Below are 20,206 nucleotides of genomic sequence, written 5' to 3' on the forward strand. Positions count from 1 at the left end.
GAAAAACGCGGCGACGGGCCTTAAACCGCCATGATTTCTTGTTCTTTGGCCGCGACCAGCGCGTCAATTTCGGCAATGTGCCGGTCAGTGAGTTTCTGGATTTCGGTTTCAGAGCGTTTTTGCTCGTCTTCGGAGGCCAGCTTGTCTTTGACCAGCTTTTTGACCGATTCGTTGGCATCGCGGCGCAGGTTGCGAATGGCCACTTTGGCCGATTCGCCCTCGTTGCGCGCCAGCTTGGTCATTTCTTTGCGGCGCTCTTCGCTCATGGGTGGCATGGGCACGCGGATTAAATCGCCCATCGAGGCCGGGTTCAGGCCCAAATCGCTCTCGCGGATGGCTTTTTCAATCTTGGCGCTCAGGTTCTTTTCCCAAGGCTGCACGCTGATGGTGCGCGAATCGAGCAACGACACGTTGGCCACTTGGCTTAAAGGAACCATCGAGCCATAGTATTCGACATGAATCACATCCAGCAAGGCCGGATTGGCCCGCCCGGTGCGAATTTTTTGCAGGTTGTTCTTGAAAGCCACAATGGACTGATCCATTTTGGTTTCCATGGTTTTCTTGGTATCGGCAATCGTCATGTTCTCTCCTGGGATGCAATGCTGGTTGGTGCTTTACGCATGAACCAGCGTGCCTTCATCCTCACCCAGCACCACGCGCTTGAGGGCACCGGGTTTGATGATGGAAAACACCTTTACGGGCAGTTTTTGGTCACGGCACAGGGCAAAGGCAGTGGCATCCATGATGCCCAAATTACGCACCATTGCCTCGTCAAAGCTCAATTGGGTGTAGCGCGTGGCGCTAGGGTCTTTGTGCGGGTCGGCAGAATATACGCCATCGACCTTGGTGGCCTTGAGTACCAGTTCAGCACCAATTTCGGCCCCGCGCAACGCTGCGGCGGTGTCGGTAGTAAAGAAGGGGTTGCCGGTACCGGCGGCAAACACCACCACCTTGCCTTCTTCGAGGTATTGCAGCGCCTTGGGGCGCACATAAGGTTCGACCACCTGCTCAATCGAGATGGCCGACATCACACGCGCCGTCAAGCCTTGGCGGCCCATCGCATCGGCCAAGGCCAAGGCGTTCATCACCGTGGCCAACATGCCCATGTAATCGGCGGTAGCGCGGTCCATACCGGCCGAACCACCTGCGACACCACGGAAAATGTTGCCGCCACCAATCACCACCGCCACTTCTACCCCCATCGCCGTGACTTCGGCCACTTCGGCCACCATGCGCTCAATGGTGGCCCGGTTGATGCCAAAGGCATCATCGCCCATCAGGGCCTCGCCCGACAACTTGAGCAAGATGCGCTTGTAGGCCGGTGTGGCGAGGGTCATGGGAAATTCTCCGTAAAGATGAGGGGATGAAAAAAAACAGGGGTGGCGGTAGGTGCTAAGCGATTAGGCTGCGGCTTTGGCAGCAGCCACTTGGGCAGCTACTTCGGCGGCAAAGTCGTCCACCTTTTTCTCGATGCCTTCGCCCACCACGTACAGGGTAAAGCCCTTGACGGTGGTGTTGGCCGCCTTGAGCATTTGGCCCACGGTTTGCTTGCCATCGGCAGCCTTGACGAACACTTGGTCGGCCAGCGAGACTTCTTTGAGGTACTTGGTGATGGAGCCTTCGACCATCTTGGCCACGATGTCGGCGGGCTTGCCCGATTCAGCGGCCTTGGCGGTGGCGACACTGCGCTCTTTTTCAATCAGCTCGGCGGGTACTTCGGCGCTGGTCAGGGCCACGGGTTTCATGGCGGCGACGTGCATGGCCACATCCTTGGCGGCAGTGGCGCTGCCTTCGTACTCGACCACCACGCCAATGCGCGTACCATGCAGGTAAGAGGCCAAATGGCTACCCGAGAACTGCTTGAAGCGGCGGAACGACATGTTCTCGCCGATTTTACCAATCAGGCCCTTGCGTACATCTTCCAAAGTGGGGCCAAAGCTGTCTTGCTCGTAGGGCAGCGCGCCCAAAGCAGCGACATCGGCGGGGTTATGCAGGGCCACCAGCTTGGCAGCGGCATTGGCCATAGCGATGAAGCTGTCGTTCTTGCTGACGAAATCGGTTTCGCTGTTGACTTCAATCAGGCCACCCACATCGCCATCAATGTGCATGGTCACCACGCCTTCGGCGGTGATGCGCGAAGCGGCCTTGCCAGCCTTGGTGCCCAGCTTGACGCGCAACAGCTCTTCGGCTTTGGCCATATCGCCTTCGGCTTCGGTCAGGGCTTTTTTGCACTCCATCATGGGGGCATCGGTTTTAGCGCGCAGTTCAGCGACCATGCTTGCGGTAATTGCAGCCATTTGTGTTCTCCGTATTCCGTTTTATCGGTTCAATTGTTTCAAGATAAAAAAAGGGGGCCACATAAGCCCCGCTTTTTACCGCGATACATCGCGCAGCAACGCAGCGAGGCTGGCGCTCTTAGGCAGCAGCTTCCTGCACTTCAACGAATTCGTCAGTGCCTTCGGGGGCGGCCACGGCTTGCACCACTTCTTCTACCGCGTTGGCACGGCCTTCGATGATGGCATCGGCAATCACGCGGGCGTACAGTTCTACGGCCTTGGCCGAGTCATCGTTACCGGGGATGATGTGGCTGATGCCGTCGGGCGAGTGGTTGGTATCGACCACGCCAATTAGCGGAATGCCCAGCTTCTTGGCTTCGGCGATGGCGATTTTGTGGAAACCGACATCAATGACGAAGATGGCATCGGGCAGGGCCGTCATGTCTTGGATGCCGCCGATGTCTTTTTCCAGCTTTTCAATCTCGCGGGCAAACATGAGCTGTTCTTTTTTGCTCATGGCTTCGAGACCGGTTTCTTGCTGGGCCTTCATGTCTTTGAGGCGCTTGATGGAGGTCTTGACCGTCTTGAAATTGGTCAGCATACCGCCCAACCAACGTTGGTTGACGAAGGGCACGCCAGCGCGGGCGGCTTCTACTGCCACAATGTCACGGGCTTGGCGTTTGGTACCGACCATCAGGATGGTGCCGCCGTTGGCCGACAATTGTTTGGCAAACTTGGCTGCGTCTTGCAACAGGGGCAAAGACTTTTCCAAGTTGATAATGTGAATCTTGTTGCGGTGGCCGAAGATGAACGGGGCCATCTTGGGGTTCCAGAAGCGGGTTTGGTGACCAAAGTGGACACCGGCTTCCAGCATTTCGCGCATGGTAACGGACATGGTATTTTTTCCAAAGGTTGGGTCTAAAACCCAGCCCGACATTTGCACCCTTTATGGGCTACAACACCTTGAATGGGCTGGTTTGGGATTGGTCTTGCCACTAGACTGTAGTACCCAAGGATACGGCCTCTGACAGTCGGCAAAACCCTAAGATTCTAGCATATCCACCACATGATGAATGACCTTGACACCACACGGCAACTGGTGCAGCGCGGCCTCAGCAGCGCCAGCATGGAGCTAGAGCGCTGCATTGACAGCGCCCAATCTACCGCCTGCGCCCATGCCTTTACCCGCACTTGGTTTGAGCCAGCGCGCCAACAGGCAGCACGGCCCGAGGTTACGCGGCTGCCACTGGCAGGGTTGGCAGTATCCATCAAAGATTTATTTGATATAGAGGGCCAGCCTACTTTGGCTGGTTCGGTGGCTCTGGCCGATGCGCCTGCGGCAGTGGAAGATGCCCCGGTGGTGTCGCGGCTACGCAGCGCGGGTGCCACACTGATTGGGCGCAGCACTATGGCGGAGTTTGCTTTCTCTGGGGTGGGCACCAATCCACACTATGGCACGCCCGCCGCTTACGATGGCCGTTTTGGCGCTTTGCCCGGCCCAGCACGGGTGCCGGGTGGCTCCTCGTCGGGGGCGGCGGTGTCGGTGGCTGCTGGGGCGGCATTTGTCGGCTTAGGCTCAGATACCGGTGGCTCGTTGCGGATTCCTGCGGCCCTGAATGGCATTGTCGGCTTTAAGAGTACTGCCCGGCTGGTGCCCACGGCGGGCGCGGTGCCGCTCTCGCCCACACTCGATACGGTGGGTGCCATCACACGCTCAGTGCGCGATGCGGTACTGGTGCATGAAGTTTTGGCCGCGCGGCGCGTGCGGCACAACCCGATGCCGCTGTCGGGCTGGCGTTTGGCCGTGCCCGAAACCCTTTTTTTGCAAGACTTGGACCGCCATGTGGCCGCAGTGTTTGAGCGCACCCTGCATACCCTGCGCCGCGCCGGAGCCAAAATTGACGAGCTTCGCCTGCCAGAAACAGCCGCTGTGGTACAGCTGCAAGCCGGTGGCGGCCTGCCAGCGGCAGAAAGCTATGCTTGGCATCGCCAACTGTTACAGCAGCGTGGAGCGCAATACGACCCGCGCATACGCAGTCGCATTGAACGCGGTGCCCACATGTTGGCCGCCGATTATTTGGATATTTTGCAGGCACGCCAGCGCTGGATTGTGCAAATGCAAAGCCAATTGGCGGGTGTGGATGCGCTACTCTCGCCCACAGTGCCGATTGTGGCCCCCACGTTGGACTCCCTCGCTGCCACCGATGCAGCAGGCGATGCCGAGTTTTTCCGCGTGAATGCCCTGCTGTTACGCAATACCAGCGTGGTGAATTTGCTCGATGGCTGTGCGCTGTCCTTGCCCTGCCACCAGCAAGGCGAGTGGCCCGTGGGCCTGATGCTGTGGCACGCTGGCCAGCACGATGATGCCGTGCTGCACGTAGGCCTGCGCGTGGAAGAAGCACTGGCAGCAGCTAAATCATAGTGCCAGCAGCTCATTTGCGCGCACAGACACGCAGAATCGCTACAGTGTCTGCCATGCCGCCTTGGTGGTATTTTTAACGCGCCTGCCCCACACGGGAAGGCATTTTGCTGGCCCTTCGAGTGAGAAAATATGGACAACCACTACCTTACCCCGCTCTTTTCCCCACAATCCATTGTTGTTTTTGCGGGCCAAACAGATGCCCCAGAAACCCAGACTCCGCAGGCACGAATGCTGTGCGAAGGCCTGAAAGCCCAGCGTTACAGCGGCTCGTTGCAGTTTTTATCCACTGAATCGACCGGCACGCTGGCCGAACTGGCCCAAACCAAAGCCGATTTGACCATCATCGCCTTGCCGCCTGAAGAAATTAGCAATGCCCTGGAAATGGCCGGGCGCATGAATTGCCGTTCGGCCTTGGTGGTCTCTAGCAGCATCAGTGCAGACGAGGCCGCCAAGCTCAAGCAAGTGGCCGAACGAGAAGGCATCTACCTGCTCGGCCCCAATTGTCTGGGGCTGCAACGTCCATCCTTGCACCTCAATGCCAGCGCTGCGGGCAAACTGGCCCATACCGGCTCGCTGGCGTTGGTGTGTCAGTCGGGGGCGCTGACCTCGTCTATTTTGGACTGGGCGCACAACAATGGCGTAGGTTTTTCGTCGGTGGTATCGCTCGGGCCAAACACCAGCATTGACATTGCCCAAGTGTTGGATTTTTTAGCCAACGACCGCCTCACGCAAAGCATCGTCGTCTATATGGAGGGCATCAGCAACGCGCGCAGTTTCATGAGCGCCCTGCGCTCGGCGGCCAATACCAAGCCAGTGGTGGTACTCAAGGGTGGGCGCAAAGCCAGTGGCAATACAGCCGCACAAACCCACAGCGGCACCATTGTGGGCAGTGATGAGGTGTTTGATGCCGCCCTGCGCCGCGCTGGTGCGGTGCGCGTGCGCTCGTTTGTCGAGTTGTTCTCGGCCACCAAATGCCTGGCCTCGCGTTATCGCCCGGTAGGTAAACGCTTGGCGATTGTGGCCAATGGTGGTGGCCCCGGTGTCTTGGCCGCCGATTGGGTAAATGAAATTGGCTTAGAGTTGGGCAAGCTCTCGCCCGAGTCCATCGCTGAGTTACAACCGCACTTGCCCCAGCGGGCCTCCCTGACCGATTTGATTGATTTGTCAGAATGCGCCCGCCCTGAGCATTATTTGGCCGCGATTGAGGCCGCGAATAAAGAGCGTCAAATTGACGGTGTGCTGGCCATTTTCTCGCCGCGCCCCGGTGCCGATGCCGAAGCCATTGCCAAGGCACTGGCCAGCGCAAAGTCCCACATGGCCAAGCCTTTGGTAGCCTGCTGGATGGGCGATGCCTCGGTCGGCCCCGGACGCGGTGTCTTGAAAGAGGCCGTCATCCCCAGCTTTCGCACCCCAGAAGCCGCTGTGGGCGCATTTGGCAATATTGCCTCGTTCTACCAAAACCAGCAATTGCTGCAACAAACGCCTTCGCCGCTGTCCACCTTGGCCAAGCCCGATATTGAAGGCGCGCGGCTGGTGATTGAAAGCGCCTTGGCCGAGCGGCGCAAAATTTTGACCGAGATGGAATCCAAAACCCTCTTGGCCGCCTTCCATATTCCAGTCACTAAAACTATTTTGGCGCGCAGTGCCCACGAGGCAATGATGATTGCCACGCAGTTGGGCTTTCCGGTGGCCCTCAAAATTGATTCGCCCGACATCACGCACAAATCGGACGTGGGCGGCGTAGCGCTCAATATCATGAACGGCACCAGCGCGCGCGATACGTTTACCGACATGGTGCAGCGCGTGGCCCAAGTGCAACCGCAGGCGCGTATCAATGGCGTGACGGTACAAAAAATGGCCAAAGCGCAACGGGGGCGCGAAATTTGCATTGGCTTGGTATGCGATGACCCGTTTGGCCCAGTGATTTCGTTTGGTGCTGGTGGCACCATGATTGAGCTTATCAACGACAAGGCAATGGAGTTGCCCCCACTGAACCAGTTTTTATCGCACCGGCTGATTGAGCGCTCGCGCGTGGCCGAAACCCTGGGCGCTTGGCGTGGCACCGGCCCAGCCAACATCGAGGCGCTAGAGCAAATTTTGCTGCGCGTGTCCGAGATGGCTTGCGAGTTGCCCCAATTGCGCGAGATGGACATCAACCCCATTATTGTCGATGAGCATGGGGCCGTGGCAGTGGATGCACGCATCGCGATTGACCACGCCCCCCAATCCAATTCCAATAGCAGCGGCAACCTGCATTACAGCCATTTGGCCATCTTGCCCTACCCGGCACGGCACGAGCAAGTTTGGCCGTTGCCCGGTGGCGGCGAATACACCATTCGCCCGATTCACCCCGGTGATGCACAGATGCTGCAAACCTTGGTGCAAAGCCTATCGCCGCAAAGCCGCTATTACCGTTTTGTCTCGTCGATGGCTGAGTTGCCGCCCTCGATGCTGGCGCGCTTTACCTTGATTGATTACGACCGCGAAATGGCGCTGGTGGCCATTCACAAGGAGCGCACCGCCACCGAAGACGGCGAAATCCACGAGACCGAGCGCATGGTGGGGGTGTCGCGCTACGTCACCAACCCCGACCGCACTACCTGCGAGTTTGCTTTGGTGGTGTCCGATAGCTTCAATGGCAAGGGCTTGGGTTCACGCCTGATGCACAGCATCATGGATGTGGCGCGCGAAAAGGGCTTGAGCGAAATCGAAGGCTTGGTGCTGGCCAACAACGCCCCCATGCTCAAGCTGATGCGTAGCTTAGGTTATGCCATCAAATCTTACGAGGAAGACCCAGACTTTAAGCTGGTCACGCACAAACTCTAAAGTAAGCTGCCATGTACTGCATCACACCGGGCGCGGCCCATGCTTTGCACGACAGCGCCAGCACCCGGCGCTTAGAGGTGGCAGCAGCAGCCCTGCTGCCCGCACACACGCTGATGCAGCGCGCTGGGCTGGCCGTAGCCCGGCTGGCCCGAGCGCTGGCCCCCCATGCGCGCCACATTTGGATAGCCTGTGGCCCCGGCAACAATGGCGGCGATGGCTTAGAAGCGGCCATGCACCTGCACCAGCAAGGTCTGCCGGTGGTGGTCACTTGCTTGGGCCAGCCCGAGGGCCTCCCAGACGACGCGCGCCGCTCTTGGCAGCGCGCGCGCAATGCTGGCGTGGGCTTTAGTGAGCAACCCCCGGCAGAGTTAGGGCCACAAGACCTGTGCATTGATGCCCTGCTGGGGCTGGGCCTATCGGCCAGCGGACGACATGCTTTGCCAGCATCGCACCCCCTACGGGCCACCTTGGCCCAAGTGCAAACTTGTGCCGCCCCAGTGCTGGCCGTAGATGTGCCCAGTGGCCTGCTGGCCGACAGCGGCCAGTTTGCACCGGGCTTGGCCCCAGCCTCTGGCAGCACCAGCCCACGCTATACCCTGAGCCTGCTCACCCTCAAGACCGGCCTATTTACGGCGCTGGGGCGGGATGTGGCAGGCAGCGTTTGGTTCGATGATTTGGGCTGTTCGGCCTCTGCTGAACCCGCTACTGCGTGGCTCCATCCACGCCCTGCATCCAGGGTGCGCCCCCATGCCAGCCACAAAGGCAGTTATGGCGATGTGGCCGTGGTGGGCGGCGAAGGCTTGCACCAACGCGGCATGGGCATGGGCGGTGCTGCTTTGTTAGCTGCCCGTGCTGCCCTGCACAGTGGTGCCGGGCGGGTGTTACTGTGTTTGCGTGACCATGCCAGCCCCGGCATAGACATGCTGCAACCCGAACTGATGCTGCGCCATTTTCAGGCCCTGCAACTAAAAAATTTAACCGTGGTCTGTGGTTGTGGTGGTGGCGAAGCCATCCGGGCGGTATTACCCCAAGTGCTGGCGCAAGCGGCCCAATTGGTGCTGGATGCCGATGCCCTGAACGCCATTGCCGCCGATGCCACATTGCAACAAGCACTGCAAGCGCGCCACCCCCGGCCTACGGTGCTGACACCCCACCCCTTAGAAGCGGCACGCCTACTGGGCACCACGGCGCAACAGGTGCAAGCGCAACGGCTGTTGGCCGCCGAGCAACTGGCGCAACGTTTTGCTTGTGTGGTAGTCCTCAAAGGCTCGGGTAGCGTGATAGCGGCACCAGGGCAATTACCCCACATCAACCCCACCGGCAATGCACGCTTGGCCAGCGCGGGCACCGGTGATGTCTTGGCGGGGATGGTGGGGGCAGCTTTGGCCAGCGGCCTAGATGCCCACACTGCCGCCTGCCAGGCCGTTTTTACCCACGGCGAGGTGGCCGACCGCTGGCCAGCACAGCAATCCTTCACCGCCAATGCTTTGGCTTGTCAATTGCTGCCGCTGGCGTGAGTTTTTGGCTTTTTGGCTTTAGGTACGCTTGCCGCTACTTTTACCGCGCCGCGCTCTGGCTTGGCCTTTTTTAGCTCTGGCACCGCTGGGCGCGTCGGCATCGGCACGTCCGGCGGGGCGGCTCGGGTTGCGCGGCGGGGTGGTGGCCTTGGGCTTGTCCTTACCCCACTCTTTAGCCGAACGTGCGGGCAGGCCATCGTCTTCGTCTAGCAGCAGGAAGTCTATGCGCCGTGCGTCCAAATCAACCCGGCTGACCTGCACTTGCACGCGCGTGCCAATGGCGTAGCGAATACCGCTGCGCTCGCCGCGCAGTTCTTGCCGCGCTTCGTCAAACTTAAAGTATTCGCCGCCCAGTTCGGTGATATGGACTAAGCCCTCCACATACATCGCATCGAGGGTAATAAAAATGCCAAAGCTGGTCACGGCACTAACGATGCCGCTGTATTCTTCGCCCAAATGCTCGCGCATGTACTTGCATTTGAGCCAAGATTCCACATCACGGCTGGCCTCATCGGCGCGGCGCTCGTTGGCGCTGCAATGCAGGCCAGCGGCCTCCCAAGATTGGGTTTCGGCCAAAGCAGCGCCGGTCTCTTTTTTGCGCGGTTTTTCGCCGGGGGCCAAGGGTGGCGCGACGCGCTTGGCCAGCCGTTTGCTCAGTTTGGCATGGGCATCGCCGGGGGTGGGCAGGGCGGGCAATTGGTATTTGGTGTGGCCCAAAATGGCCTTAATCACCCGGTGTACCAGCAAATCAGGGTAGCGCCGAATCGGGCTGGTGAAGTGGGTATAAGCCTCAAAAGCCAAGCCAAAGTGCCCGCTGTTGATGGGGGTGTAAATGGCCTGCTGCATCGAGCGTAGCAGCATGGTGTGGATTTGCTGCGCGTCTGGGCGGTCTTTGGTGGCCTCAGCAATCGCTTGGAACTCAGACGGCTGCGGGTTCTCGCTGATGGTCATGCCCACCGCCATCGCTTTGAGGTAGCTGCGTAGCAGGTCTTGCTTTTCCGGGGTGGGGCCTTCGTGTACGCGGTACAGACCGTGCTGCTTGCCTTGGGCGATAAAGTCAGCGCTGCACACGTTGGCCGCCAGCATGGCCTCTTCAATCAGCTTGTGGGCCTCGTTGCGCGTGCGCGGCACGATTTTTTCGATGCGGCCATTGTCATCGCAGACAATTTGCGTCTCCACGGTTTCAAAATCGACCGCACCACGTGCCTTGCGCGATTGCAGCAGCGCCTGATAGACATCGTGCAGGTTGAGCAAATCGCGCACCCGTTCGCTGCGCTTGGCGGCCTCGGGGCCACGGGTGTTGGCCAAAATAGCAGCCACTTCGGTATAGGTGAAGCGTGCATGGCTAAACATGACGGCCGGATAAAACTGGTAAGCATGGACTTCGCCCTTGGTAGTAACCAGCATGTCGCAGACCATGCACAGGCGCTCAACATCCGGGTTGAGCGAGCATAGACCGTTGGAGAGTTTTTCCGGCAGCATCGGAATCACCTTGCGCGGAAAATACACGCTGGTGGCCCGGTCGTAGGCATCTATATCAATCGCGCTGCCGGTTTGCACATAGTGGCTCACATCGGCAATGGCGACCAGCAAGCGCCAGCCTTTGCTGCGCCCGACTTTGGCCGGTTCGCAATACACGGCATCGTCAAAATCGCGCGCGTCTTCGCCATCAATGGTTACTAAGGGGATGTCGGTCAGGTCAATGCGCTGGCGTTTGTCGGTGGCGCGTACCTTGTCGGGCAGGGCAGCGGCTTGGGCCAAGCAAGCCTCGGAAAAAATATGCGGCACGCCATATTTGCGCACCGCAATCTCGATTTCCATGCCGGGGTCATCCACCTCACCCAAGACTTCGGTAATACGGCCCACCGGCTGGCCAAACAGCGCGGGCGGCTCGGTCAGCTCTACAACCACCACTTGGCCGGGTTGGGCTTGACCCAAAGCGTTGGCGGGGATGAGCACATCTTGGCCATAGCGTTTGTCTTCGGGGGCGACTAGCCAGACCCCACTTTCTTGCAACAGGCGGCCAATCAGCGGGCGTGCGGGGCGCTCGATGATTTCGACCACCCGGCCTTCAGGGCGGCCCCGGCGGTCTTGGCGCACCACGCGCACGCGCACCCGGTCTTGGTGCAGCACGGCGCGCATCTCGTTGGGGGGCAGGAAAATATCGGGCTGCTGACCATCGTCGCGCAGCAAAAAACCGTGTCCGTCGCGGTGGCCTTGGATGCTGCCTTCAATTTCGTCGGCGGGGGGTAGTGCTGCTTGGTTGTTAAATTTCATTTTTTTGATATACAATCTGGGTCTTTCCTGAAATGCCCAGGTGGCGGAATTGGTAGACGCACTAGTTTCAGGTACTAGCGGGTAACTCCGTGGAGGTTCGAGTCCTCTCCTGGGCACCAAGTTTAACGACAAGCTGCATTCTATGCCTTGTTGCTTGTTTGGAAGTTTTAAGAAAGTTCAAACCCTGAAAGCCCAGATGGCGGAATTGGTAGACGCACTAGTTTCAGGTACTAGCGGGTAACTCCGTGGAGGTTCGAGTCCTCTTCTGGGCACCATCAGACAGTTTCAGGCTCTACCAAGCCGCACCAAAAGCCCCTTGCCTCCCTAGGCGCAGGGGCTTTTTTGTTGTCTTACGTCGTTTCATAAGTCATCATGACATCCCGCCTTTTTGTTGGTTCTTTTGTTGGTTACAAAAACCACAGCACCAACATGCACCAACAGGGGATGCACCGTGGCACTGACCAAAATTTTTATCAAGAATGCAAAGCACAGCGGCAAAGCCGTAGGCGATAAACACAGCGATGGCGGGGGGCTGTACCTGCATATCAAGGCCCAAGGCAAGTATTGGCGCATGGCCTACCGTCTCCACGGCCAACAGAAAAAGCTGTATAAGTTGGCTACTGTAAGTTTGTTCCACTTCAAGCTGCTGTTTGTCTCTAGGAGCAGACATCAGCTTTGGTTCAAACAGTGAAAAAACTTCTGATAGCCAACTTACTTACCAGAGTCTTTCCTATGCTAGCCAAAGAGCATGGAAAATCATGAACGTTCGGTCATTACCAAGCACATCCGCAACGTTTTTGCGGAGGGTGAGCTGGAGCGAGAGGAAGTATGTGCAAAATTTGCACATACTGCGCCTGACGACAAAACCCACCAAATCGCACCTTAATCTTACCCATTGGCTCAAAAAACCTGCCCATCATATTCCGATGCTCATTGACTTCTTCTACACCCTGCGCGCTGCCAAACTCCCGGTATCGGTCAAAGAACTGCTGGCCTTGCTAGAAGCCCTGCAAGCGGGCATCGTCGGCCCAAATTCGGAAGACGCTTGGAGCCTTGACGACTTCTACCATCTGGCCCGCCTGACGCTGGTCAAAGACGAAAAGCATTTCGACAAGTTTGACCGCGCCTTTGCCGCCTACTTCAAGGGGGTAGAGCTGCTGGCCGACTTCAGCCAAGCCATCCCCGCCGACTGGCTACGCAAGGTGCTAGAGCGCGAACTCACGCCCGAGCAAAAAGCCGCCATCGCCAAAATGGATTGGGATGAGCTGATGGAAACCCTGAAAAAGCGCTTAGAAGAACAAAAAGAGCGCCACGAGGGCGGCAGCAAATGGATAGGCACCGGCGGCACCAGCCCGTTTGGCCACGGTGGCACCAACCCGCAGGGTATCCGCATTGGGGGTGCGGGTAAAAACAAAAGTGCCGTCAAAGTCTGGGAGCAGCGCGCTTACCGCGACTACGACGACACGCAAGAGCTGGGCACGCGCAATATCAAAGTAGCCCTGCGCCGCCTGCGTAAATTTGCCCGCCAAGGCCACGAGCTAGAGCTGGACTTGCCCGACACCATTCGCAGCACCGCCGCCAATGCAGGCTATTTGGACATCAAAATGATTCCGGAGCGCCACAACAATGTCAAAGTGCTGCTGCTGATGGATGTGGGCGGTACGATGGACGAGCATGTGCAGCGGGTGGAAGAATTATTCTCTGCCGTGAAAACCGAGTTCAAGCATCTGGAGTTTTACTACTTCCACAACTGTGTCTATGATTTTGTTTGGAAAAACAACCGCCGCCGCTTTGCCGAAAAGTTTCCCACCTGGGACATCATCCGCAAATACAACAAAGATTACAAACTGATTTTTGTTGGCGATGCCACCATGAGCCCATATGAAATTTTGCAAGCCGGTGGCAGTGTCGAATACACCAACGAAGAGCCGGGGGCCGAATGGCTGCAACGCTTGACGCACGCCTTCCCGCATTTTGCGTGGATTAACCCCGAGCCGCAGGGCGTGTGGCAATACCGCCAGAGTATCGCCATCATCCAGCAATTGATGAGCAACCGCATGTATCCGCTCTCCTTGCAGGGACTAGAGCAGGCGATACGTTTGCTGTCCAAATAACAGGCGGCCCAAGGATATCCATGCAAGGCCGTTGGAGTCGCATTTTTAAACCAGGGCGGCTGGGGCGCTGGGGCAGTTTGACGTTGCTGCTGCTGGGCTTAGGGTGGAGCCACGGGCAGGCCCAAGAAATGCCCGCTACCACCGATGCACCTGCCAGCGTTGCACCCACCACCACGGACACCCCAGCCGTGGCCTTTGTGTTGCAAGTGCGTAGCCCCAGCAAACACATCAACAGTTATTTAGAAAAACACCTTGAGCTGCAACGTTTTCGGCAATTGCCCGAATTGCAAGAGCGCGAATTGCAGCGCCTACTGGCCAGCACCCCCGATGATGCACGCGAGCTGCTGGCCACGCTGGGGTATTTTGCACCCCAAATAACCCTAGAGCGCGTGCCCGCGCCCGCCAGCGGCACGCCAACCCACATCGTACTGACCCTAGAGCCAGGGCCAGTGACACAGGTGGAGCAGGTGACCATTGAGGTCCGTGGCGACGAGGCCACCATCGCCCCTTCTGCTGCTTCTATCGTCCCTACACCAGCACTAGCGCAGCAAATTCGCCACACTTGGGAGTTGGCAGTGGGGCAGCCGTTTAGCCAATCGGGCTGGGAGAGTGCCAAAGCGCAAGGCTTGCGCCAGTTGCAAGCACACCACTACGCCGCAGCGCGCATCGCCGACAGCCAAGCCCTGATAGATGCCGACCAGCACCGGGCCGAGTTGTCAGTGCGCTACGACGCTGGCCCAGCCTACCGCTTTGGGCCGCTGCAACTCGATGGCCAGCAGCGTTACAGCTTGGAAGCTGCCCAACGCATTGCCCGGTTGCCCGTTGGGGCTGCCTACGACCAAGCCCAATTGTTAGAAGCCCAGCAGCGCTTGGCCAGCAGCGGTTATTACGATACGGTGTTTTTGCGCCTCGATACCGACAGCCCCACCCCCGAGGCCGCCCCGGTGCTGGCCCAAGTGCGCGAGGCTCCGCTGCAAAAATGGGTGTTTGGCTTGGGGGTTTCCACCGACAGCGGCGTGCGCCTACGCATAGACCACACCCACAACCGCCTGCCCATGCTGGGCTGGCGCGCCGTGAGCAAACTGTCCTTAGACCCCAAAAACCAATTGCTGGCCAGCCAATGGACCGATTTGCCCAACCAACGCGGCTGGCGCTGGTTCACCGGCGGGCAATTGCAACGCGAAGAAACTGGCAGTTACCAAGTCCGTAGCGCACGCCTGCAAGCCGGTCAGCGCCGTGACACCGAACGCATCGACCGTAGCAATTACCTGCAATACGACTATGCCAACGCCCAAGGCAGTGGCGCGCCACCGTCTAGCACCGCCCTGAGCCTCAACCACAGTTGGACGGGCCGTTACTTTGACAGCATCAACGCCCCCAACGCGGGCTATGGGCTGGCCTATGAGCTGGGAGCTGGTACCACCTTGCTGCCACAACGCACCCCCTTTGTGCGCGCACAGGGGCGTAGTTTGGTCTTTTTGCCTGCTGGGCGCATCACCTTGCCCAATGGACGCAGCCGCCCAAGCCGTTGGGCCTTGCGTGCCGAAGCTGGGGCGGTGCTGGCGCGCGCAGGTGCCCAATTGCCCGTGACGCAGTTATTCCTGACCGGCGGCGATACCACGGTGCGCGGTTATGGCTACCGGCAAATTGCCGCCCGCACCGTAGCGCAACAACTGTATGGCGGGCGCTATATGGCGGTGGCCAGTGTCGAATGGCAGCGCCCGCTGGTACGCAAGGGGCAGTTTAGCGATTGGGAAGCCGCCCTGTTTGCCGATGCTGGGGCCGTAGGCGATAGCGCGCGCGCGATGCGTTGGCGTACTGGCATTGGCGCCGGGGTGCGCTGGCGCAGTCCGGTCGGGCCATTGCAGGCCGATGTGGCCTATGGGCTACAAGAGCAAAGCGTGCGTCTGCATTTGCGCTTGGGTTTTAGCTTTTGAGCAAACGAATGACAAATTCTGCCCCTACTGCCGCTGCTGCCAACACATCTCCGCCACCCGCGCCCAAGCCGCGCACAGGCTGGCGGCGTGCCGTGCGCTGGCTATGTGCTGGGCTGTTGCTACTGCTGCTGGCTTTGCTGTTGGCCGGAGCAGCAACCTGGGTTTGGATGGGCCGCGATAACTCCTTGCCCACCGTGCTGGATTTGGCCAAACGCTGGCTACCGCCGGGCCACAGCCTAGAGGTGCGCCAAGCCCAAGGCTCTTTGCGCCAAGGGGGCCACATCGCTTGGCTACGCTGGCAAAGCCCCCGCTTGGCCGTAGAGGTGCAAGACATGCAGTTGCGTTGGCAATGGGCACCGTTGTGGCAGCGCCAGCTGCACATCGAGCAATGGGACATAGCCCGCTTGCACATCACCGCCACCCCAGAGCCTGACCCACCCCCACCCCAGCCCCTAGAGCAGCTGCTGCTACCGTTAGCTTCTATCCAGCTGCCGTTTCAGGTGCAGCAGTTGGTATGGAGCAAAGGCAGCACTAGCGTAGAGGCCACGGCGCTGGCCGGTCACTATGGCTACGATGGGCAACTGCACCAAGTGCAGCTAGACCATTTCAAATTCGCCCAAGGACGTTACAGCGCCCAAGCGCGACTGCAAGCCCACGCGCCCATGCAGCTCCAAGCCCAAGTCAATGGGCAGGTGCAAACCAGCGTACCCCAAGTGGCCGCGCCTTTGTTGGTAGCCGCCCAAGCCAAACTCGACGGCACCTTGGCCGGTGCAGCCGCCCGCCTAGCACTACAAGCGCAATTAAGACCGGCAGAAACCACCGCCGCACCACTGGCCGCCATGCGCGCGGATGTCCGCGCCCAAATTGCCCCGTGGGCCAGCCAGCCCTTAGAGCAAGCCCAAGCCCAGCTGCAAGGCTTAGACTTGGCAGCCTTGTGGCCGCAAGCGCCGCGCACGGCTTTGGCCGGACAAATCCACCTGACACCCCAACCGCCAGCGGGTTGGGCGCTCCAAGCCGACCTTCACAACACCCTGGCCGGGCCGTGGGACAAACAACGCCTACCCCTGCAAAAGTTACAAGCCCAAGCCCACTATGACGGCCAACAATGGCAGTTGCCGCAAGCACAAGTACAAGTGGGCAGCGGCCATATCGACTTGCAAGGCAGCTACACCCCCGCCACACGCACATTGCAAGGCAGCGCCAAATTACAAAATCTACCCCCAGCGGCCTTGCATAGCCGTCTGGATGCCGCCCCGCTGAATGGCCACTTACAGGCACACAGCCCTGATGGGGTGGCGGTCAATTTCACCGTCGATGTGCGCGCCGTGGCCAGCCCAAAACGCCATACTTTGCCCATTGAGCAGATACAAGCCCAAGGCCAGTGGCAAGCGCCGCTGCTGCACCTGCCACGCTTGCAAGCCCAAGCGCTGCAAGCCCAATTGCAAACCAAGGGCCTGAAACTGCGCTTTACCGAGGGCTTACCGCGGGTAGATGGCAGCATCACCTTGGACGTGCCCGGTGCCCAATTGCGCGCCAACGGCCACTGGAAAACAGCACAAGAAAGCCAAGGGCAGCTACAAGTGAACATCCGTGCCGCTGAGCAGGTGCAAACTTGGCTGCAATCCTTGCCCGGCGGTGCGGCAGCTGCCCTGTCGGGCCAAACCCTGCAAGGGCAAGCCCAACTGACGCTAGACTGGTCTGCGCGGCAAGCACGCTTGCGCCTAGAGAGCCAAGCACGCATCAACGGGCACGAGGCCCACTTGCACACCCAACTGCAAGCGACACCACAAGGCACCAATGCTTGGCAGGCCCAACTGGCCACCTTCAAACTACAACTACAAACCCCCGCCCACCGCACCCCCTGGACGCTGGAACTCGGCCCATTGCAAGGGCGCTGGCAAGCTGCTGCCGCTGGTGCAACCGCCAGCAGTGTAGAACTCTCGGCAGGCAGCGCCCGCCTCACCAGCCCCTTGCCCGGTGCCGTAGCGCTGCAATGGCAACCAGCACAACTGCGCTGGGGTGGCGCGCAGGGGCCAGAGTGGCAAAGCCGAGGCCATTTGCAAGGGCTGCCGCTGGCGTGGGTCGATGCTTTGGCCCCGGCACAAAGCCCCCTATTGGCCAAAGCCGGTTTATCGAGCCAACTGCTACTGCAAGGGGATTGGGACATCCAAACCCATCCCCAGCTGCGCGCCCAGTTGCAGCTGCAACGCGCCCAAGGCGACTTGCAATTGCTGCACGACGAGCAACAAGCCGCCACCGCCGCCGGTTTACGCCAATTGCTGCTACAACTACAGGTAGAGCAAGAACAGTTGCGCGCCCAATTTGTCTGGGATAGCGCCCAAGCTGGCCAAATCCAAGCCCAAGCGCAAAGCCGCTTGCAACGCCAAGGCACTGGCTGGACGTGGCCCGAAAACGCCCCCCTGGCCGCCCAAATCAAAGCCCAATTGCCCGACATGGGGGTTTGGTCAGTGCTCGCACCGCCGGGCTGGCGTATTCGTGGCACCTTAGACGCAGATACCACCCTGTCGGGCAGCCGCCAAGCACCGCAATGGCAAGGGCGCATTGATGCCAAGCAATTGGCACTGCGCTCCTTGGTCGATGGCATTGATTTACACGATGGCCAACTGCGTACCGTGTTGCACAGCAACCGGCTAGAAATCAAAGAATGGTCTTGGCGCGGTGGTCAAGGCAGCCAGGCACGCATTGCCGGTTACAGCGGCAACCTAACCCCCGCGCCACGCGATGGCGGCTACCTGCAAGGCAGCGGAAACATCCACTGGAACCAAGGTGGCGCAGATTCTGGTATCCGCTTGCAGCTAGAGGCCCAAGCCCACGCCTTGCAAGTGCTGGTACGCGCCGATCGGCAAGCCAGCCTATCGGGCAAACTGCAAGCCCAACTCGAACAAGGCCAACTCACACTGCGCGGCCAATTGCAGGTCCATCGGGCCGCCATCTTGCTGCCCGATGCTTCGGCCCCACGCTTGGGCGAGGATGTGGTGGTGGTGCGCGCGGCCAGCCGCCTGGCCGCCGCCAAGGCCAAAGCATCCAGCGCCAGCACACCGGCGGCTCCCTCTGGCCCGGCGGTGCAAACGCGCAAACCGGTTGATTTGGCTATCGAGTTGGACTTGGGGCGCGATTTTGCCCTGCAAGGCCACGGCATTACAACCCGTCTGCGCGGACAGTTGGCCGTGCGTAGCGCCCCGGTGGCAGGTGCGCCCCTGCGCGTGACCGGAGAAATCCGCACCGAACAGGGCCGCTACCGTGCTTGGGGCCAATTGCTAGACATCGAAACCGGCCTGCTGCGCTTTAACGGCACGCACGACAACCCGGCACTCGATATGCTGGCCATCCGCCCCAACATCAGCGTGCGCGCCGGGGTGCAGGTCAGTGGTACAGCACAACAACCGCTGGTGCGCCTGTATGCCGACCCCGATTTGCCCGATGCTGAAAAATTGGCCTGGGTGGTCACCGGGCGCAGCAGTGCCGCTGGCGGTGCCGAAGCAGCGCTACTACAACAAGCCGCCTTGGCCTTGCTGGGGCAAAAAGGCGGCGATAGCGCCAGCGTAGCGCAAAAGCTGGGACTCGATGAAATCGGCTTCAAAGCCCCAGAGGGCAGCAATGGTGCCAGCACGGCCGCCATCACCTTGGGCAAACGCCTGTCCAGCAAACTTTATCTGACCTATGAGCATGGTTTATCTGGAGCGGTGGGCGTGATTTCTATTTTTTACGATTTATCACGCCGCCTGAGCTTGCGCGGCCAAACCGGCAGCCAAAGCGCTTTAGACCTCATCTACACCGTGCGCCACGATTGAAATGGGTGCGTGAGCCTGCTTACAATAGCGGGCTTCGCGTCTCGCCGTAGTTCAATGGATAGAACGAGTGCCTCCTAAGCGCTAAATACAGGTTCGATTCCTGTCGGCGGGACCATAGGACAATTTCAGGATAATTCAAGCCGTATCAAAAGCCCCTTGCCTCCTTAGGTACAGGGGCTTTTTGTTGTCTTATATCGTGTCATAAGCCATCATGGCAGCTTACTTTTTTGTTGGTTCTTTTGTTGGTTCCCAAACCAAAGCACCAACAGGCACCAACAGGGGATGCACCGTGGCACTGACCGATACCTCTATCAAGGATGCAAAGCCGTAGGCGACAAAAAAAGCGATGGCGGGGGCTGTATCTGCATATCAAGGCAAAAAGCAAACTCTGGCGCATGGCCTACCGTATCCACGGCCAACAGAAAACGCTGTATATCGGCGCTTACCCCGCTGTATCGCTGGTGCAAGCCCGCGCCGCCCGTCAAAATTCTGACCACTACCGAGACAGGTAAAACGCACACCGCGCAGCAGGTCTTAATCGCGCGTAGCGCGCCGTTGCACGGCGGCCACATAGGCATCGCCATCTGGGGGGCTGCCCGAGCGCTGGCTGTCCCAAAGCATTTGGCCTAAACATTCCATCGCGGCGTGGTGGGCATCGTGCAAAGAATCCAAACGTTTCGCCAACAACTCCACTGCTTGGCGAATACCGCGCGGCTGGTCAATGCTGCACTGCTCACTGATGGACAGGTGCATGGACAGGTGCAAAAACGGATTGGTTTGCTCTGGGGTTTGGTCGTAATTGCGCGCAATGGCGGCATCCACATCGGCCAAATCGGCCAGGTATTCGGGATGCTCGGCAATCCACAAGCTGGCCAAGGTTTCTATGGCTTGCATGGGTGCGCCGCTTTGGGCTTTGGCGTGGGCGGCGCAAAAAAAGCGCCGCACATCGGCTTGAGAGGGATTGAACATGGCAGCAAGCGTAGCATGGGCCACGCCTGCACGCATTCATGCCCTCATGCCCTCAT

At 59.4% G+C, this 20,206-nt stretch carries 14 protein-coding genes and 3 tRNA genes; 11 read left to right on the forward strand and 6 right to left on the reverse strand.

The features are described 5' to 3' along the window. Nucleotides 1-20 precede the first annotated feature (20 nt). From frr to rpsB, 4 genes are all read right to left on the reverse strand, one after another. Complete coding sequence (gene frr / locus PHX60_RS05375) at nucleotides 21-581, reverse strand: ribosome recycling factor (RefSeq protein ID WP_300075582.1); 561 nt, start codon at nucleotides 579-581, stop codon at nucleotides 21-23. Nucleotides 582-614: 33 nt separating this feature from the next. Next, nucleotides 615-1,337: a UMP kinase gene (gene pyrH, locus PHX60_RS05380; RefSeq protein WP_300075584.1), complete on the reverse strand. Its 723-nt coding sequence runs from the start codon at nucleotides 1,335-1,337 to the stop codon at nucleotides 615-617. 63 nt (nucleotides 1,338-1,400) lie between these two features. After that, nucleotides 1,401-2,297 carry a translation elongation factor Ts gene (gene tsf, locus PHX60_RS05385; RefSeq protein WP_300075586.1) on the reverse strand — a complete coding sequence of 299 codons (897 nt, stop codon included), beginning with the start codon at nucleotides 2,295-2,297 and terminating at the stop codon, nucleotides 1,401-1,403. Between the two features lie 118 nt (nucleotides 2,298-2,415). Beyond that, a complete protein-coding gene (gene rpsB / locus PHX60_RS05390) occupies nucleotides 2,416-3,171 on the reverse strand; it encodes a 30S ribosomal protein S2 (RefSeq protein WP_300075587.1) in 756 nt (251 codons plus the stop codon). Nucleotides 3,172-3,342: 171 nt separating this feature from the next. Here rpsB and PHX60_RS05395 point away from each other — a divergent pair, with 171 nt between their 5' ends. The 3 genes from PHX60_RS05395 to PHX60_RS05405 all read left to right on the forward strand — a co-directional run bounded on the left by PHX60_RS05395 (nucleotide 3,343) and on the right by PHX60_RS05405 (nucleotide 9,041). Further along, complete coding sequence (locus tag PHX60_RS05395) at nucleotides 3,343-4,698, forward strand: amidase (protein WP_300075589.1); 1,356 nt, start codon at nucleotides 3,343-3,345, stop codon at nucleotides 4,696-4,698. Nucleotides 4,699-4,827: 129 nt separating this feature from the next. Further along, entirely contained in the window at nucleotides 4,828-7,524 is a 2,697-nt protein-coding gene (locus PHX60_RS05400; protein WP_300075591.1) for a bifunctional acetate--CoA ligase family protein/GNAT family N-acetyltransferase, read from the forward strand. Nucleotides 7,525-7,535: 11 nt separating this feature from the next. Beyond that, nucleotides 7,536-9,041, forward strand: coding sequence for an NAD(P)H-hydrate dehydratase (locus tag PHX60_RS05405; RefSeq protein WP_300075593.1), 1,506 nt, complete (start codon nucleotides 7,536-7,538; stop codon nucleotides 9,039-9,041). Nucleotides 9,042-9,059: 18 nt separating this feature from the next. Here PHX60_RS05405 and rnr read toward each other — a convergent pair whose 3' ends face one another. Beyond that, entirely contained in the window at nucleotides 9,060-11,318 is a 2,259-nt protein-coding gene (rnr, locus tag PHX60_RS05410) for a ribonuclease R (RefSeq protein WP_300075594.1), read from the reverse strand. Nucleotides 11,319-11,352: 34 nt separating this feature from the next. On the opposite strand from rnr, the gene PHX60_RS05415 reads away from it, so the two are divergent. From PHX60_RS05415 to PHX60_RS05450, 8 genes are all read left to right on the forward strand, one after another. Continuing rightward, nucleotides 11,353-11,437, forward strand: a tRNA-Leu gene (locus PHX60_RS05415). Nucleotides 11,438-11,508: 71 nt separating this feature from the next. Further along, nucleotides 11,509-11,593: transfer RNA gene (locus PHX60_RS05420), tRNA-Leu, on the forward strand. 176 nt (nucleotides 11,594-11,769) lie between these two features. Beyond that, on the forward strand, nucleotides 11,770-12,009 hold the full coding sequence (locus PHX60_RS05425; protein WP_300075595.1) for an Arm DNA-binding domain-containing protein: 240 nt from the start codon (nucleotides 11,770-11,772) through the stop codon (nucleotides 12,007-12,009). A gap of 235 nt (nucleotides 12,010-12,244) precedes the next feature. After that, on the forward strand, nucleotides 12,245-13,432 hold the full coding sequence (locus PHX60_RS05430; RefSeq protein ID WP_300075596.1) for a VWA domain-containing protein: 1,188 nt from the start codon (nucleotides 12,245-12,247) through the stop codon (nucleotides 13,430-13,432). Nucleotides 13,433-13,452: 20 nt separating this feature from the next. Continuing rightward, nucleotides 13,453-15,369 carry a BamA/TamA family outer membrane protein gene (locus tag PHX60_RS05435; protein WP_300075597.1) on the forward strand — a complete coding sequence of 639 codons (1,917 nt, stop codon included), beginning with the start codon at nucleotides 13,453-13,455 and terminating at the stop codon, nucleotides 15,367-15,369. Nucleotides 15,370-15,377: 8 nt separating this feature from the next. Next, nucleotides 15,378-19,181, forward strand: a complete 3,804-nt coding sequence (locus PHX60_RS05440) for a translocation/assembly module TamB domain-containing protein (RefSeq protein ID WP_300075599.1) — start codon at nucleotides 15,378-15,380, stop codon at nucleotides 19,179-19,181. A 40-nt stretch (nucleotides 19,182-19,221) separates the two neighbouring features. Continuing rightward, a tRNA-Arg gene (locus tag PHX60_RS05445) sits at nucleotides 19,222-19,296 on the forward strand. Nucleotides 19,297-19,576: 280 nt separating this feature from the next. After that, a complete protein-coding gene (locus PHX60_RS05450) occupies nucleotides 19,577-19,693 on the forward strand; it encodes a hypothetical protein (RefSeq protein ID WP_300075601.1) in 117 nt (38 codons plus the stop codon). Nucleotides 19,694-19,715: 22 nt separating this feature from the next. On the opposite strand, the gene PHX60_RS05455 is transcribed toward PHX60_RS05450, so the two are convergent. Continuing rightward, nucleotides 19,716-20,150, reverse strand: coding sequence for a DUF1841 family protein (locus tag PHX60_RS05455; RefSeq protein ID WP_300075603.1), 435 nt, complete (start codon nucleotides 20,148-20,150; stop codon nucleotides 19,716-19,718). Nucleotides 20,151-20,206: the final 56 nt, after the last annotated feature.

Source organism: Giesbergeria sp. (assembly GCF_028686475.1).
Classification (GTDB): domain Bacteria; phylum Pseudomonadota; class Gammaproteobacteria; order Burkholderiales; family Burkholderiaceae_C; genus Simplicispira.

Coding starts and splice junctions, on each gene's coding strand:
- frr (WP_300075582.1), bottom strand. CDS start 581: ATGACGATTGCCGATACCAAGAAAACCATGGAAACCAAAATGGATCAG.
- pyrH (WP_300075584.1), bottom strand. CDS start 1,337: ATGACCCTCGCCACACCGGCCTACAAGCGCATCTTGCTCAAGTTGTCG.
- tsf (WP_300075586.1), bottom strand. CDS start 2,297: ATGGCTGCAATTACCGCAAGCATGGTCGCTGAACTGCGCGCTAAAACC.
- rpsB (WP_300075587.1), bottom strand. CDS start 3,171: ATGTCCGTTACCATGCGCGAAATGCTGGAAGCCGGTGTCCACTTTGGT.
- PHX60_RS05395 (WP_300075589.1), top strand. CDS start 3,343: ATGATGAATGACCTTGACACCACACGGCAACTGGTGCAGCGCGGCCTC.
- PHX60_RS05400 (WP_300075591.1), top strand. CDS start 4,828: ATGGACAACCACTACCTTACCCCGCTCTTTTCCCCACAATCCATTGTT.
- PHX60_RS05405 (WP_300075593.1), top strand. CDS start 7,536: ATGTACTGCATCACACCGGGCGCGGCCCATGCTTTGCACGACAGCGCC.
- rnr (WP_300075594.1), bottom strand. CDS start 11,318: ATGAAATTTAACAACCAAGCAGCACTACCCCCCGCCGACGAAATTGAA.
- PHX60_RS05430 (WP_300075596.1), top strand. CDS start 12,245: ATGCTCATTGACTTCTTCTACACCCTGCGCGCTGCCAAACTCCCGGTA.
- PHX60_RS05435 (WP_300075597.1), top strand. CDS start 13,453: ATGCAAGGCCGTTGGAGTCGCATTTTTAAACCAGGGCGGCTGGGGCGC.
- PHX60_RS05440 (WP_300075599.1), top strand. CDS start 15,378: ATGACAAATTCTGCCCCTACTGCCGCTGCTGCCAACACATCTCCGCCA.
- PHX60_RS05450 (WP_300075601.1), top strand. CDS start 19,577: ATGGCCTACCGTATCCACGGCCAACAGAAAACGCTGTATATCGGCGCT.
- PHX60_RS05455 (WP_300075603.1), bottom strand. CDS start 20,150: ATGTTCAATCCCTCTCAAGCCGATGTGCGGCGCTTTTTTTGCGCCGCC.